Origin of the sequence: Nocardiopsis flavescens (genome assembly GCF_900141985.1) — a bacterium.
GTDB lineage: Bacteria > Actinomycetota > Actinomycetes > Streptosporangiales > Streptosporangiaceae > Nocardiopsis > Nocardiopsis flavescens.
The window spans coordinates 78,844-92,242 of the sequence record NZ_FQZK01000023.1 but is presented as its reverse complement, the minus strand read 5'-3'; the positions used below and the strand labels follow the sequence as shown (position 1 = coordinate 92,242).

General features: G+C 75.3%; 12 protein-coding genes. 4 read left to right on the top strand and 8 right to left on the bottom strand.

Translation table 11 applies throughout. The features are described from left to right. Positions 1-406, bottom strand: a 406-nt coding sequence (locus BUE45_RS26130) for an NB-ARC domain-containing protein (protein WP_245833477.1), incomplete at its 3' end; no start/stop codon positions are given. Between the two features lie 372 nt (positions 407-778). Here BUE45_RS26130 and BUE45_RS32080 point away from each other — a divergent pair. The 3 genes from BUE45_RS32080 to BUE45_RS32075 all read left to right on the top strand — a co-directional run bounded on the left by BUE45_RS32080 (position 779) and on the right by BUE45_RS32075 (position 3,610). Further along, complete coding sequence (locus BUE45_RS32080; RefSeq protein WP_143173486.1) at positions 779-949, top strand: FXSXX-COOH protein; 171 nt, start codon at positions 779-781, stop codon at positions 947-949. Between the two features lie 157 nt (positions 950-1,106). After that, positions 1,107-3,032: a tetratricopeptide repeat protein gene (locus BUE45_RS33930; RefSeq protein WP_073383031.1), complete on the top strand. Its 1,926-nt coding sequence runs from the start codon at positions 1,107-1,109 to the stop codon at positions 3,030-3,032. Then, on the top strand, positions 3,029-3,610 hold the full coding sequence (locus tag BUE45_RS32075) for a hypothetical protein (protein WP_073383028.1): 582 nt from the start codon (positions 3,029-3,031) through the stop codon (positions 3,608-3,610). Before BUE45_RS33930 ends, BUE45_RS32075 begins: the two co-directional genes overlap by 4 nt. Here BUE45_RS32075 and BUE45_RS26115 read toward each other — a convergent pair. The 4 genes from BUE45_RS26115 to BUE45_RS26100 form a co-directional block, all read right to left on the bottom strand. After that, positions 3,537-4,892: an MFS transporter gene (locus BUE45_RS26115; protein ID WP_073383026.1), complete on the bottom strand. Its 1,356-nt coding sequence runs from the start codon at positions 4,890-4,892 to the stop codon at positions 3,537-3,539. The genes BUE45_RS32075 and BUE45_RS26115 overlap by 74 nt on opposite strands. A gap of 274 nt (positions 4,893-5,166) precedes the next feature. Continuing rightward, the gene (locus BUE45_RS26110; protein ID WP_073383023.1) at positions 5,167-6,312 is read right to left on the bottom strand and encodes an AAA family ATPase; all 1,146 of its coding nucleotides are present in this window, start codon (positions 6,310-6,312) and stop codon (positions 5,167-5,169) included. Next, positions 6,296-7,081, bottom strand: coding sequence for an RNA ligase family protein (locus tag BUE45_RS26105; RefSeq protein ID WP_073383019.1), 786 nt, complete (start codon positions 7,079-7,081; stop codon positions 6,296-6,298). Before BUE45_RS26105 ends, BUE45_RS26110 begins: the two co-directional genes overlap by 17 nt. A 65-nt stretch (positions 7,082-7,146) precedes the next feature. Next, positions 7,147-8,436, bottom strand: coding sequence for a DUF2786 domain-containing protein (locus BUE45_RS26100; protein WP_073383016.1), 1,290 nt, complete (start codon positions 8,434-8,436; stop codon positions 7,147-7,149). Positions 8,437-8,895: 459 nt separating this feature from the next. Here BUE45_RS26100 and BUE45_RS26095 point away from each other — a divergent pair, with 459 nt between their 5' ends. Next, positions 8,896-10,401, top strand: coding sequence for a cytochrome P450 family protein (locus tag BUE45_RS26095; protein WP_073383014.1), 1,506 nt, complete (start codon positions 8,896-8,898; stop codon positions 10,399-10,401). A 22-nt stretch (positions 10,402-10,423) separates the two neighbouring features. Here the strand turns inward: BUE45_RS26095 and BUE45_RS26090 are convergent, their stop codons facing one another. Genes BUE45_RS26090 through BUE45_RS26080 form a run of 3 tightly spaced genes read right to left on the bottom strand, consistent with a single transcriptional unit; the run spans position 10,424 to position 13,283 of the window. Further along, positions 10,424-11,065, bottom strand: coding sequence for a LutC/YkgG family protein (locus BUE45_RS26090; protein ID WP_073383011.1), 642 nt, complete (start codon positions 11,063-11,065; stop codon positions 10,424-10,426). Beyond that, on the bottom strand, positions 11,062-12,501 hold the full coding sequence (locus BUE45_RS26085) for a lactate utilization protein B (RefSeq protein WP_073383009.1): 1,440 nt from the start codon (positions 12,499-12,501) through the stop codon (positions 11,062-11,064). Before BUE45_RS26085 ends, BUE45_RS26090 begins: the two co-directional genes overlap by 4 nt. Beyond that, the gene (locus BUE45_RS26080; protein WP_073383006.1) at positions 12,498-13,283 is read right to left on the bottom strand and encodes a (Fe-S)-binding protein; all 786 of its coding nucleotides are present in this window, start codon (positions 13,281-13,283) and stop codon (positions 12,498-12,500) included. The genes BUE45_RS26085 and BUE45_RS26080 overlap by 4 nt, the downstream gene beginning before the upstream one ends. Positions 13,284-13,399: the final 116 nt, after the last annotated feature.

Sequence of the window (13,399 nt, the reverse complement as noted above, 5' to 3'; positions counted from 1 at the left end):
CGTCCACCGAGACGGTCTCCGCGACCGCCTGCCACCGGTGGTTGCGCGAGGTGATGAGCACGTGGCCGGACTCGTTGCCCTCCGGGATGACGTCGCGCAGGTCCTCGGGCTCGTCGGCGTTGTCGTAGATGAGCAGCCAGCGCCGGAAGGGATCGCCCCTGCGGAGCGCGTTCAGGACGCCCTCGGCGGCCTCCTCGATACCGGTGGAGTTGACGCCCGGCAGGTCCATCCGGGGGGCCAGGTGCGCGAGGGACGAGCGCACCAGCCCCGGCTGGTCGGCGTTGATCCACCACACCAGGTCGTATTCGTCGTGGAAGCGGTGGGCGTACTCCACCGCCATGAGGGTCTTGCCGACGCCGCCGTAGCCGTGCAGGGTGTGCGGCACCACGGCGGTGATCTGGTTCATCAGACCGGACCTGAGCGCGTTGAGCTGGCGGGTCCGCCCCGTGAAGTTCTTGTTGCGCGCGGGGACCCCTCCCCAGACTTCGGGGGAGCGCCCCGGTGCTCGACCGCCTTCAGGCCTGTGAACGTCGGACACTTGGCTTTCCTCCGCTTTCACATCCGCCACACCAGAAAAAGCTTTCCCATTTCTGGTCCCGGTGTCCCGGATGTCATGTCGTCATGCTTTTTCAGATTTTCTGGTTCCGGTGGATTTCAGGGTAGGAGATCATGTTAGGGGGCGACGGTCGCGTGGTACAAACGTCTGCGAGGAAGAAGGCCGGAGAAACGGCGCGAGGGCCATTTCGCCCTCCGTCGGCGGACGGGAACGGAGTGGTCGGTGAAGACCCTGCAACATGATGGCGGCGTCCTGTCGGTGTCGCTGGAAGGTCTGTCCCTGGGGGACGTGGGCCGCCTCGGCGAATCCGCGGTGGCCAGGGCCCTCGACTCCGTCCTGGGTGCGGGGGAGGCCGAGGGCGAGGTCGTCGCCGCCTTCAGCAACGAGGGCTAGGGGCCGCGTCCGGGCGCGGTGGACCGGTCGCCGCGCAGGGTCGCCGCCCCGGAGGAGAATGCCCGAACGGGGCGCGGCGGATGCCCCGCACGCCGGTCCCTCTTTTTTGCGTCCTCCCTTGTGGATTTCTTGTTCCCGCTGGTCAAAGGCCATTTTTATGAAACGAACCGCCAGGTGGCGGGAGGGGCGACCCGAGCCGTTCATCGGCCCGCGGCCTTTCCGTGCCCGGGACCGGCCGTTCTTTCTGGGACGGGAACGGGAGGCGGCCGCCCTGGCGGAGGCCTGGCGCGGGAACCACCTCACCGTCCTGCACGGCGACACCGGCGTCGGAAAGACCTCCCTGCTGCACGCGGGCGCCGCCCCCGCGATCACCGACGGGGCGGAGGAGGTGCTGGTCCACGGCGGCCGGCGCTGGTCCGACGCCGGGCTCCCGGCGGCCGTCCTGCCCGACCAGAACCCCTACACCCGCGCGCTGGTCTCCTCCTGGGACCCCGACGGGCCGCCCGGCCGCTCGGTCGCGGACCTGCTGCGGGCCCGCACCCGTACCGACCGCTACGGCCTCCCGGTCCCGGTGTTCGCGGCCGTGGACCGGCTCGAACTCCTGCTGCGGCCCGGCGGCCCGGACGAGCACCACCGGCGCGACCTGCTGGAGGAGCTGTTCTCCTGCCTGGAGGAACAGGGCGAGCTGAGGCTGCTGTTCTCCGTGCGCACCGACCACTGGGACGAACTGCGCGGGCTGCTCGACAAGCACGCGCTGCGGTTCGCCGAGCTCTCCCTGGGGCCCCTTGCGGTCGCGACGGCCGCCGAGGCCGTCGACAGCGCCCTGGAGCGGGTCGGGCACACGCCGGCCCCGGGGCCGGGGAGGGCGCTGGCCGAGGAACTCGCCGTCGCCCCGGAAGAGGGCGGCACGGCCGCGGCGGTGGACCCGGGCCTGCTCCAGGTCGCCGGTCGGGCGCTGTGGGAGGCCGGGGAGGCGTCGGCCCGGACGCTCGGCGCCGACCCGGGGGCCGGTGTCGACCGGGCCCTGTGCGTCCACACGGCCCGCCTCCTGGCCGAGACCGCGGTCGAGTGCCTGGTCTCCCCGCGCACCCTGAGCGGCTGGCTCGGCCGGGTCCTCGCGTCGGGGGGCCGGGGGGCCAGGCCCTTCCACGGAGGCGAGAACGCCGCCCGCGTGCTCCAGGACCGGCACCTCCTCACCCGGCACCACGCCGACGGGGCCTACGTCGTGCGCCATCCGCGGCTGGTCGCCCCCCTGGCCTCGCCCGACCGGCTCCCCGAGATCCCGCGCGGGTCCGCGGTGCACCTGGCCTTCGCCCGGAGCACGCGCGAACAGGGCGACCTCCCGGTGGCCCGGGAACACGCGCGCCGGGCCCTGGCGGCGCGGCCCGCACCGCGCCCGGGGGAGCGGGCCCGCATCGTCTCGCTCCTGGGCGACCTGGCGTTCCAGGAGGGCGACCTGCCCTCCGCCGCCCGCCTGTACCAGGACGCCGCCGGCCTGTGGGCCTCCCTGGGCGAGGGCGTCGCCGTGGGACAGGTCCTGGTCGCGCAGGCCCGCTGCCTCCTGCTGGCCCGCGACCGCCCCGCGGCCCTGAACATCCTCTCGGTCGCCGCCGGCCGGGCGAGCACGGACCCGGGGTTGCAGACGGGCCTGGGCCAGGCCCTGTGGCACGCCGGCCAGGCCGAGTCGGCCCTGGCCCTGCTGGACCGGGTCCTGGCCGGGGACGGGACCAGCACCGAGGCGCGCCGGACCCGGGGGGAGATCCTGGCCGACCAGGGGGAGGCCGTCTCCGCGCTGCGCGACCTGGAACGCCTGCGGGCGCCGGAGAGCCCGTCGACCCGCACCGCACGGGCGCTGGCCCAGGCCATGCTCGCGGGCGCCGGCACCTGGTCGGCGGAACTCGACGAGGCGCTGGCCGAGGCCTCCGACAGCGGCCCGGTGCTGCTGCGCGCGGCGCGCGTGCGGCGCCTGGGCGGGGACCGCGACCTCGCCGCGCGGCTGGCGGCCCGTGCGATGCGCGCACACCACCCGCCCCTGCCGCCGCACCAGGTCGCCACCGCCACCCGGTTGTCGGAGGAGGGGTGACGGCGGTCCTGGCGCAGCTGTCCGACCCGACCGTCCTGGTCGCCCTCATCACCGGGGTGACCACCGCCGCGGCCACCATCACCGCCTCCGCCGTCACCGGAGGGCGCGCGGTCAGGGCCGAACGCGAGCGGGCGCGCCACGCGCTCGACGTCGAACGGGCCCGTTGGGAGCGCGACGCCCGTGAGCGCGGTGCCGAGTCCTTCGCCCAGAGGGTCGACGACGTCCGCAGCACGGTGCTGCGCTTCAACGTGACCGCGCGGTGGATCCTGCACGTGCGCACGGCGGGGCCCTCGGGGGAGGACCGGGGCGAGTTGGCCGGGCTGCTGGAGCGGCTGCCGGACGAGGTGTTCGCCGCGCTCACCGCCGTGGAGCGGCTGCGGACGGCCCTCCCCGAGGGCCACCGCGGTCTGGCCGCGGAGCTGGCGCGCACGGTCGAGGCCGTCTCGACCCACGTGATCTCGCGTGAGCACGCGGCCCCCGACCGGCTCGGAGACGGTCCGGAGGTCATGCTGCGGCGCCTGCTGGACGCCGTCTCCCCGCCTCCCCGCTCCGTTCCAGAAAGGGGAGCAGGAGAGTGACGGACACCGCGATCACCGCGACCGCGGCCAGCAGCAGCACCGAGGTGTCCCGCGGCCCCAGGCACTCCAGCAGGTAGCCGCCGCACACCATGCCCAGGGGCAGGGCGCCGCCGGTGAAGACCCGGTCGGTGCCGATCACCCGCCCCAGCAGCCGCCGGGGGACGTGCAGGGCGCGGTAGGTGCCGCGCGTGACGTTCATGTGGGCGCCGACGAACCCGATCATCCCCCAGGTCAGGGGCAGCCCGGCCAGGAGCCAGCGCGGGTCCAGGCTCAGGGCCAGGACCAGCACGGCCAGGGACAGCGACCAGGTCCACCCGCACAGCGCCACCATGTGCGGCACCGACAGCCTGCGCACCAGGCGCGGGGCCAGGACCGAGCCGAGCAGCCCCCCGATCCCGGTGGCCGCCAGGATCGCGCCGATGAGGGAGGGCGGCAGGTCCCGCTCGGTCATCACCAGCATGATGATCAGCCACACCACCTGGAACACGGCGTTGGTGAGGGCGCACACCACGAGGGTCAGGGTCAGCAGGCGGTCGCGGACCAGCAGGGCCAGGCCCGCGGAGAACTCGCGGACCAGGGAGGGGCGCCCCCTGCCGGCGGGCGCCTCGTCCTTGCGCATCCCGGAGTCCAGGGGGAGGGTCACCGCCAGCACGGCCAGCGACACGACGGCGTTGAACAGCACGGGGGCCCACGCCGCCAGTCCGAACAGGAAACCGCCCAGGGGCCTGCCGAACATCTGGGTGCCGTGGACGTGCGCCTCGTTCCTGGCCGTGGCCGCGGGCATCTCCTCCTCGGGCACCACACAGGGCACGGCGATGGCGGAGGCGGACTCGAACAGGGTCGAGCAGACCGAGTGCAGCGCCGTGGCAGCGGCGAGCAGGTGGACCGGAGCGGACCACAGGATCACCGGGGCCACCAGCAGCACGATGACCAGCAGCCGCCCGGTCTGGGCGAGGAGCATCATCCGGCGCGGGTCGCCGCGGTCGGCCAGGACTCCCAGCGGCAGGTGCAGCACCAGGTTGGGGACCAGGCCCGCCGCGGTGATCCAGGCCGCCGCCACGGGCGACCCCGTCTGCGCCAGCGCCAGCAGCGGCACCATCAGGGTGAAGGTCATGCCGCCCAGGCCGTTGAGCGCCCCGCCGCTCCACAGCAGGGCGAACAGGCGCCGCCGGGGCCCGGAGACCTCCGGGACGGGGCGGTGTACCGCGGCGGGGGCCTGGGCGGCCTCCTCGGGGACGGGTCCGTGCACCGCCGCGGGGGCCCGGGCGGTCACTGCGTCCATGGGCTGGTTTCGAACATGGCTCCCGGTCGACGTCCTTGTCGACGGCGTGCGGTGGTGCGGTCGCGCTCCCCCGGGCCGTTCTGGTCTTCGGAGGGCCGGCGGCCGGATGGGCCGCGGCCCGCTCCGCTGGGTGGCCGGATGAGCCAGGAGGCCGCGAAGGACGGGTCGCCCGCGCGGCGCCGGAGTGGGTCGGCGCCAGCTTAGTCCGCCGAGGGACCGGCCGGGATCGCAACACGTCAGCGCGCGGCCGAGATGGCCCGGAGGGAGGGGGAGGTCAGACGTCCTGGCCCACGAGGACCAGGGAGTGGGCCTCGGTCGGGTCCGGGTGCTCCCAGCGCCCCACCAGCCGGTCGACGACCGCGGCCGGGACCGGGGCGGGCCGGCGGTCCAGGCGGGCGCGCAGCACCCGGGGCGGGGCCTCGACGGCGGTGATCTCCACCCGGGCCCCGTAGGCCGCGGCCAGGTCGGTGCAGCGGTCGCGCAGCGACCGGGACACGTTGGTGGCGTTCCAGACGAAGGACCGGTGCGCGCGCAGGTGCTCGCGGGCGCGCTCGTGGGCGGCCGCGGCCACGGGACGCTGGTCGTCGGTGGGCCGCACGCCGAGTTCGGCGCGGATCGCGTCCAGGCTCACCACCGGCCGGTCGGCGCGCTCCCGGGCGATCCAGGTGTCCTTGCCCGCGCCGGGCAGACCGGACATGACGGTGACGGTCATCCGGGTGTCGTCGTAGGCGTCGTGGTCGGGGTCGCGGTCGGGGCGGCGGAAGAACCAGAACCGGGAGTGGTCGGAGGGGAAGGCGCGCGGCCGGTCCAGGCAGGCCTGCTCGGCGCAGTACTCGCGGTACAGGGCGATGTTGTCGAGCACCTCGGCGGTGTCACCGCAGCGCCGGCCCAGGATGTCGGCGGTGGCGAGCACCGCCAGGTCGTCGTTGCGGGCGGTCAGGCTGACCCGGAACACGATGCGGCGCAGGTCCGGGCGTTCCAGGGCCCAGAACGGGACCTGGTGGTGGCGCACCAGCGCCGCCACGTGCTCGCGCCAGGCGACGGGGGCGCCCAGACGCCACAGCAGGGCCCGTACCATGAGGTCGCCGTGCCGGGAGTGGCCGTGGGCGGTGACGCGGCCGTCGTCCCCGCGGCGGGTGCACCGGGGTTTGGCGATGTCGTGCAGGAGCACGGCGGTGAACAGCCGCACCCGCTCGCCGGCGGGGCGGGCCCGCCACTCGGGCAGGCAGGCCAGCGCCTCGCAGGCCATGCGGGTGTGCACGGCCACGTCCCCCTCGGCGTGGTGGACGGGGTCCTGTTCGACGCCTTCGAGGGCGCGGATCTCGGGAAGGGCCTCGCGTACCCGCTCCCAGTCCAGGTCCCAGGCGGGCGGGGCGGGGCACAGCCCGGCCAGGTCGGTGAACTCAGCGGACGTCCGCATAGAGCGCCTCCGGGTCGGCCAGGCCGTTGGAGATGAGCGGGCGGTCCATCCAGTGCGTCCCCGAGTCCAGGACGGCGGTGGTGAAGTCGGCGCGCACCCACTTGTAGCGGTCCACGGTGCGGCCGTCCTCCTCGACCTTGACGTAGAGGCCCTCCATGAGGTCGGAGCGGTCGCTCTCGGCCAGGGCGCGGTCGGGGTCGGCGCCGCCCGCGCGGGCGGCGGCGGCCAGGGCCGCGCGCCAGCGCGGGGTGCGGCAGGTGGAGGGGCCGACCAGGGCGGTGAGGTCCTCCAGCCGGGCCAGGGGGCCGCTGTGCAGGACGGGCACCGGGGTGACGGGGAGCCCGTCCAGCATCCGGCGCCGGGACGGGGTGTCCAGGAAGGTCCCGTCGCGGGTGTCGAGGATGTCGAACTCGCAGAACAGGTGGGGCAGGGCGTCGTAGTACACGGTGTGCTTGGCGTACATCCACTCGCCGTAGAGCACGTACCGGTCGCCCAGCCGCTCGCGCAGGCGCGGGGCCAGGGTGGCGGCCCAGGCCTTGAACGGCCCGAACTGCCGCTCCCGCGGGCCGCCGGCCAGGTAGTGCCCGCGGCTCTGCAGCAGCAGCTCCCCGTCGGGGCCGAACCCGATCCCGGCGTTGGCGCCGTCGAGCTTCTCCTCCACCACCAGGTGGCGCCCGGCGAGGGCGGAGAAGGGGACCGCGGACAGGTCCCGGTCGCCCGGCTGCAGGCGCGACCCGTGGATGTGCCGGGTGCGCGGGTACTTGTGCATGGGGCCTTTCTAGCGCGTCCCCGGACGCGGGGGCCAGGGGTTTTCGCGTGCTCCGGGCCCCGGCGTCAGCGGTCGGTGACGCGGCGGCGGGAGCCCAGGGAGGCGGCGTCGGCCGCGGCCCGCCCGGCGTTCCACCCGTCCTCGCTGTAGGGGCCGCGCATCCGCTCGTAGGTGAGCGCGCCGAACACCTGCTCCACCGCCTTCTCCACCTCCTGCTCCCGGGCGGCGAACAGCGGGACCAGGTCGCGTCCGGCCTCGGCCTGGACGGCGTCGCGGACGCTGCGTGCCGCCTCGGTGAGGCGTTCGCCCACGCGCACCGCGAACGCCGACATGAACGAGGACCGGAAGTCCTTCCCGGCCCGGCGCCCGGACCGGTCGCGCACCGAGCTGCCCGCCCGCATGGCGGCCTCCGCCTGCACCAGCAGGGAGGTGAACAGCAGGTCCACGGCGTCCACGTCGTCGGGAAAGCCCATGACGGTGCACGTCTCCAGCTCGCGGTGCCACACCGCCCGGCAGTGGTTGGCCTCGGCGACCTCGTGCAGCAGGACGGCCTTGGAGTCGTCGTAGGGGGCGTCCACGGGCAGCCGCCGGGCGTACCCGGCCTCGGAGGTCCCCTCCTCGTCCGCCTCCAGCAGCGCCCGGTCGATGCTGTGCCGGGCCATCAGCTCCTGGGCGCGGGCACTGAGGGCCTCGGCCTCCTCGGGGAACTCGGTGGACTCGGCCTTGGCCAGCAGTGCCCGGACCCGGGCGAGCTTGCCGCGGTCCACCTCGGTGCGCGTGCGGGCGGGGCGTGTCCGGCCGGGGCGGTGGGAGCCCGGCGGGTCCATGAGGCGCTGGAGCGGGGGCAGCGCGCGCAGCGCGGCCAGGGTCCGCAGCACCTGTTCGACCGCCTCGAAGCGCAGCAGGCCGTTGGCGTCGGCCAGGTGCGCCAGCGGGTCCGCGGGGGCGCCCAGGGACCTCACCTGCGCCGCCCAGACGGGGTCGACGGTCGCGGAGGAGTGCCGCTCCAGGTCGGCGGCGGCCGCGTGGGCCCCCGCCGCGGCGGCGGCCGGCCCCAGCAGGCGGCCCAGCCGGCGCACGGCCTCGGCGGGCTGCCAGCCGCGCGCCCACACCGCGCCGGCGGCCTCGCGCAGCGCCGCGGCGAGGGCCTGCTCGGCGTCGCGGGCCCGGGCCGGGTCCTCGGTGTCGGCGAGCAGCGCCGACGCCAGGTCCACGCCCCCGCCCCCGCGGCCGGTGACGAGCGCGTCCACGGCCCCGGAGATGATCTCGGCCGCGGAGGAGGCGGGCGAGGGCCCGTCCCAGTCGGGCACGGTCCGCTCGCGCCGTCCGGGCGCCCGCCGTTTCCTGCTCCCCACCCCGTGTCCCCCCGGTCCCTCGTTCGCGCGGTCCGTGCGCGCTGTTCGCGCACGTCGTCCGCGGTCGGTGGACGATCCTACCGAGCGGCGCGCACCCGCCCCGCACGTGAGGGAACGGAAATGCCGGCGAAAAACGTCCGTGCGGGGAAGTCCGCGGTTCTCCCCGGAAAAGTGAGGCGCCCCGTGCATTCGCCCGCGCATATGCGCGGGCCCCTCGTTCGGGCCGTCGCTGTCGGCACCGAATCCGCCGGTCACAGGACTGAGGGGCGGCTTCGGGCGGGGTGCGCGGAACATCCGCGTTGGTCCGCCGGAACGCCGAACGCGTTCTCCGCCCCACAATCCGGTCTCGTCCCCGGCCGGTCCGGGTGACCGTCGAGGAAAGGTGCTGCTTTCCTGCCCGAAGCATTGCGGAAACATCCCGGATCTAGCGTCTGCTGCATCCGCCACCGAGGAGTCTCGATGCACCAGGGCACCGGCCCCACCGACCACGAGGGCGCCGCGACCGAGGGGGAGGCCCGCTGCCCCTACAGCGCGGGCGGCGCCCTCGAACTGCACCGCGGGGGCGAACTCCCCTGGCGGCGGCTGCGCGAACGCCACGGGGGGCTGGTCCCGGTGGAACTCGAACCGGGTGTCCCGGGCTGGCTCCTGCTGGGCTACAAGGAGAACCTCCAGGTCCTGCGGGACCAGACCTACTTCTCGGCGGACCCGCGCCCCTGGGGCGCGGCCGGCGTGCCGGTCCGCAGCGAGGCGCTGGGGCTCGACGGGGCGGGGCACCAGCGCCTGCGGGCCCCCATCGTGGACGCCCTGGCCAGGGCCGACACCGCCCGGCTGGTCCCGGTGGTCGAACGCGCGGCGGTGCACCTGCTGGGCCGCGTCGCCGCGGAGGGCCGGGCCGACCTCGTCGGCGGGTACGCGGCGCCGCTGCCCGCGCTGGTCCTCAACGAGCTGTTCGGCCTGCCCGACGAGTACGGGCGGCTGCTGGCGGACGTCGCCGAGCGGTCCTGGAGCACCGACCCGGGGGAGGCGGCGTCCGCCGAGCGGGAGGCGCACGGCTACTTCCGGGGGCTGGTGGAGCGCAAGCGCCGCGAACCGGGGGAGGACCTGGCCGGGCACCTGCTGGCCCACCCCAACGCGCTCACCGACGAGGAGGCCGCGCAGGCGCTGGCCCTGGTGTGGCGGTCCGGCCACGAGCCGACCACGCACCTGATCGGCAACTCCCTGCTCAGACTCCTGGAGGATCCCGCCGTGTGGACGGCCTACCTGGGCGGCACCCTCACGCCGGAGGACTTCGTCGACCACGTCATGTGGACGGACCCGCCCCTGCGGGTGATGGCCGGCCGCTACTCCGCGATGGACCTGCGGTTCGCCGGCGCGCACATCCGCCGGGGCGAGCCCCTGCTGTTCGGGCTCGCCTCCGCGCACACCGACCCGTCGGTGTCGGGGGGCCGCGACGAGGCGGTGTCCATGGCGGGGAACCGCTCCCACCTGTCGTGGGGCGCCGGGGCGCACCGCTGCCCGGCCACCGCGTTCTCCCGCGAGGTGGTGCGCACCGCGCTCGACCTGGCGGTGGACCGGCTGCGCGGGATGGTGCTGGCGGTCGAGCCGGCGGACCTGAGGTGGCGCCCCTCGCTGTCGGTGCACGGCCTGGAGGAGCTGCCGGTGTGGTTCACCGCCACCGGCGAGCGGGCGCAGCGGGACGAGGAGCGGCCCCCGGACCGCGGGCCCGCGCGCACGTGGATCCGTCGCAGGCGGCGGCCCGCCGGGCAGGGCGCCCGCTACCAGGCACCGCTGGCCGGACCGGCGAGGGAGGGTGCGGCGGCCGCCGAGGCGGTCGCCGCCGCACCCCGCCCCCGGCGCCGCGCCCCGCAGGGGGCGGGCGCCCGCTACCAGGCGCCCTTCGCGGAGAAGGAGGCGGTGCCCGACCCGCTGGACCGGCTGCTCGCGGACTGGCGCTCCCGCCGCTGAGCGCGCCCGCGGGGCCGGTCCCTCAGGGGGCGGGCTCGACCAGCAGCACCTCCAGGGTGCGGGGGCCGTGCACCCCCTCCACCCGGTTCAGCTCGATGTCGCTGGTGGCGGAGGGCCCGCTGATCCAGGTGAGCGGGCGGGCCGGGTCCAGCAGGCGCACCGCCTGGGGCACCCCGTCCACGACCTGGTCGGCGCGCACCACGCACAGGTGGTAGTCGGGGACCAGGGAGAGGGCGCGCCGTCCCTGGCCCGGGCCCCCGTCCAGGATGATCGTCCCCGTCTCGGCCACCGCGACCGCGCACGCGGTGAGGACCCCGTCGGCGGCGTCCAGGTCGCGGACCGACAGGGGCGCCCGCCGTGAGTCGGCCAGGAGTTCTGCGCCGGCGGGCTCCGCCCACTCCGCGGGCAGGCCCGGGGGCACCACGACGCGGCGGGCGCCCCGCCGGGCCAGCGCCGCAGCGGCCTCCGCGCCGACCCGGTCGGCGGTGACCCGGTGCACCAGCGCCCTGTAGTCGACCAGGCGGTTCTCCAGCACGTCGAGGGTGGGGCCCGCCGCGTGGGAGTCCAGGTGGGTCCGCTCCCGCTCGCGCCGGGCCGGCTCGTCGGCGGGGACGTCGGACAGGGCGGCCCGGACCCGGGCCAGGATGGCCTCCCTGGAGCTCATCGGCCGTCCTCCCGCTCGTCGTCGCGCCCCTTCCACCAGCGGCGGAAGGACTCCGCCGGGACGTCGGGTACGTCCCGGGTGTCGGTCCAGGCCCCGGCCGTGCCGGGCAGGTGCCGGGGGACCAGGGAGCGGGCCGCCCCGGCGGCGCGCTGTACGGCGCCCAGGGCGCCGGGGGACGAGAACACCGCCTCCGCTCCCGCCATCAGCGCCTTCTCGCCCGCGTGGCCGCCGCGTCCGGTGACCTCCTCGCGCAGGTGCACCAGCACCTCGGGGATGTCGATGGCCACGGGGCACACCTCGTAGCAGGCGCCGCACAGCGACGACGCGTAGGGCAGGGCCTCGTCGACCTCCGACCCCATCCCGCGCAGCTGCGGGGTGAGGATCGCGCCGATCGGGCCGGGGTAGACCGAGCCGTAGGAGTGGCCGCCGGTGCGCTCGTAGACGGGGCAGGTGTTCAGGCAGGCCGAGCAGCGGATGCAGCGCAGCGCCTGGCGGCCCACGGTGTCGGCCAGCACGTCGGTGCGGCCGTTGTCCAGCAGCACCAGGTGGAACTCCTGCGGGCCGTCGCCGGGGGTCACCCCGGTCCAGGTCGAGGTGTAGGGGTTCATCCGCTCCCCGGTGGAGGACCGCGGCAGCAGCTGCATGAACACCTCCAGGTCGCTCCAGGTCGGGACGATCTTCTCGATGCCCACCACGGAGATGAGGGTCTGCGGCAGCGTCAGGCACATGCGCCCGTTGCCCTCCGACTCCAGCACCACGAGCGTGCCCGAGTCGGCCACCGCGAAGTTGGCCCCCGAGATGGCGGTGCGGGTGCGCAGGAAGCGCTCGCGCAGGTGTGCCCGGGCCGCCTCGGCCAGCGCCCGCGGGTCGTCCGTCAGCCCGGGCGGGGCGGGGGTGCCCCACTCGGCCATCCGGTCCAGGAAGATCTCGCGGATCTGGGAGCGCCCCAGGTGGATGGCGGGCACCAGGATGTGCGAGGGCAGGTCCTCGCCCAGCTGGACGATCAGCTCGGCCAGGTCGGTCTCGTAGGCGGTGATGCCCGCGGCCTCCAGGGCGTTGTTGAGCTCGATCTCCTGGGTGGCCATCGACTTGACCTTGACGACGTCGGTCTCGCCGGTGGCCTGGACCAGGCCGGTGACGATCCGGTTGGCCTCGGCGGCGTCGGAGGCCCAGTGGACGTGCCCGCCCGCGCGGGTCACCGACTCCTCCAGCTGCTCCAGGTAGTGGTCGAGGTGGCGCAGGGTGTGCGTCTTGATCTCGGAGCCCTCGGCGCGCAGCCGGGCCCAGTCGTCGCCCAGCTCGCCGACCACGAGGCCGCGCTTGTCGCGGATGGTGTGGGTGGCCCTGCGCAGGTTGTGGCGCAGCCGCGAGTCCTGCACGGCGGTGCGGGCCGCCTCGGGGAAGGGCGGCATGCCCAGGAACGTGGCGCTGCTCATCGGGTCGCGCCCTCCTTCTCGGTTCCGGCCCCGCGGGCCGGTGCGGCGCCCCCGAAGTCCTTCTCGGTACTCGCCAGGATCTCGGCGATGTGGGCGACCTTCATCCCGGCGCGCTGGCGCGAGAGAACGCCGCCGATGTGCATCAGGCAGGAGTTGTCGACGGCGCACAGCACCTCGGCGCCGGTCTCCAGGGCGTGGCGCGCCTTGTCGGCCCCCATGGCCGAGGAGACGTCGCCGTTCTTGACCGCGAACGTGCCGCCGAACCCGCAGCACTCGGCGGCCCCGGGCAGCTCCACCAGTTCCAGGCCGCGCACCGCGCGCAGCAGCGCGTAGGGGCGGTCGCCCAGGCCGAGCATGCGCAGCCCGTGGCAGGTGGGGTGGTAGACGACCCGGTGCGGGTAGTAGGCGCCCACGTCGGTGACGCCCAGGACGTCCACGAGCAACTCGGTGAGGTCGTACACGCGCGGGGCCAGGGCGGCGACCTTGCGGGACAGGCGGCTGCCGCTCCCGCCCAGGCGGGGGTAGTTGTCGCGGATCATCGCCGCGCAGGAGCCGGAGGGCACCACGACCGCGTCGGAGTCCTCGAAGGTCCGCACGAACCGCACGGCGAGCCTGCTCGCCGGGCGGCGGTAGCCGGTGTTGTAGTGCATCTGCCCGCAGCAGGTCTGGTCCTCGGGGAAGACGACCTCGTGGCCCAGCCGCTCCAGGAGCCGCACCACCGCGCGGCCGGTGTCGGGGAAGAGCGTGTCGTTGACGCAGGTGATGAACAGGGCGATCCGCATGGGCCTCCTTCGCGCCGCGCCGGACCGGCGGGCGGCCTGCTCGCCACAGGCCTCTCGGTGGTCGGACCACTTTTTCACAAGGGGGCAAGAGGGGGCAAGGAAAAGGCATCTCCTTC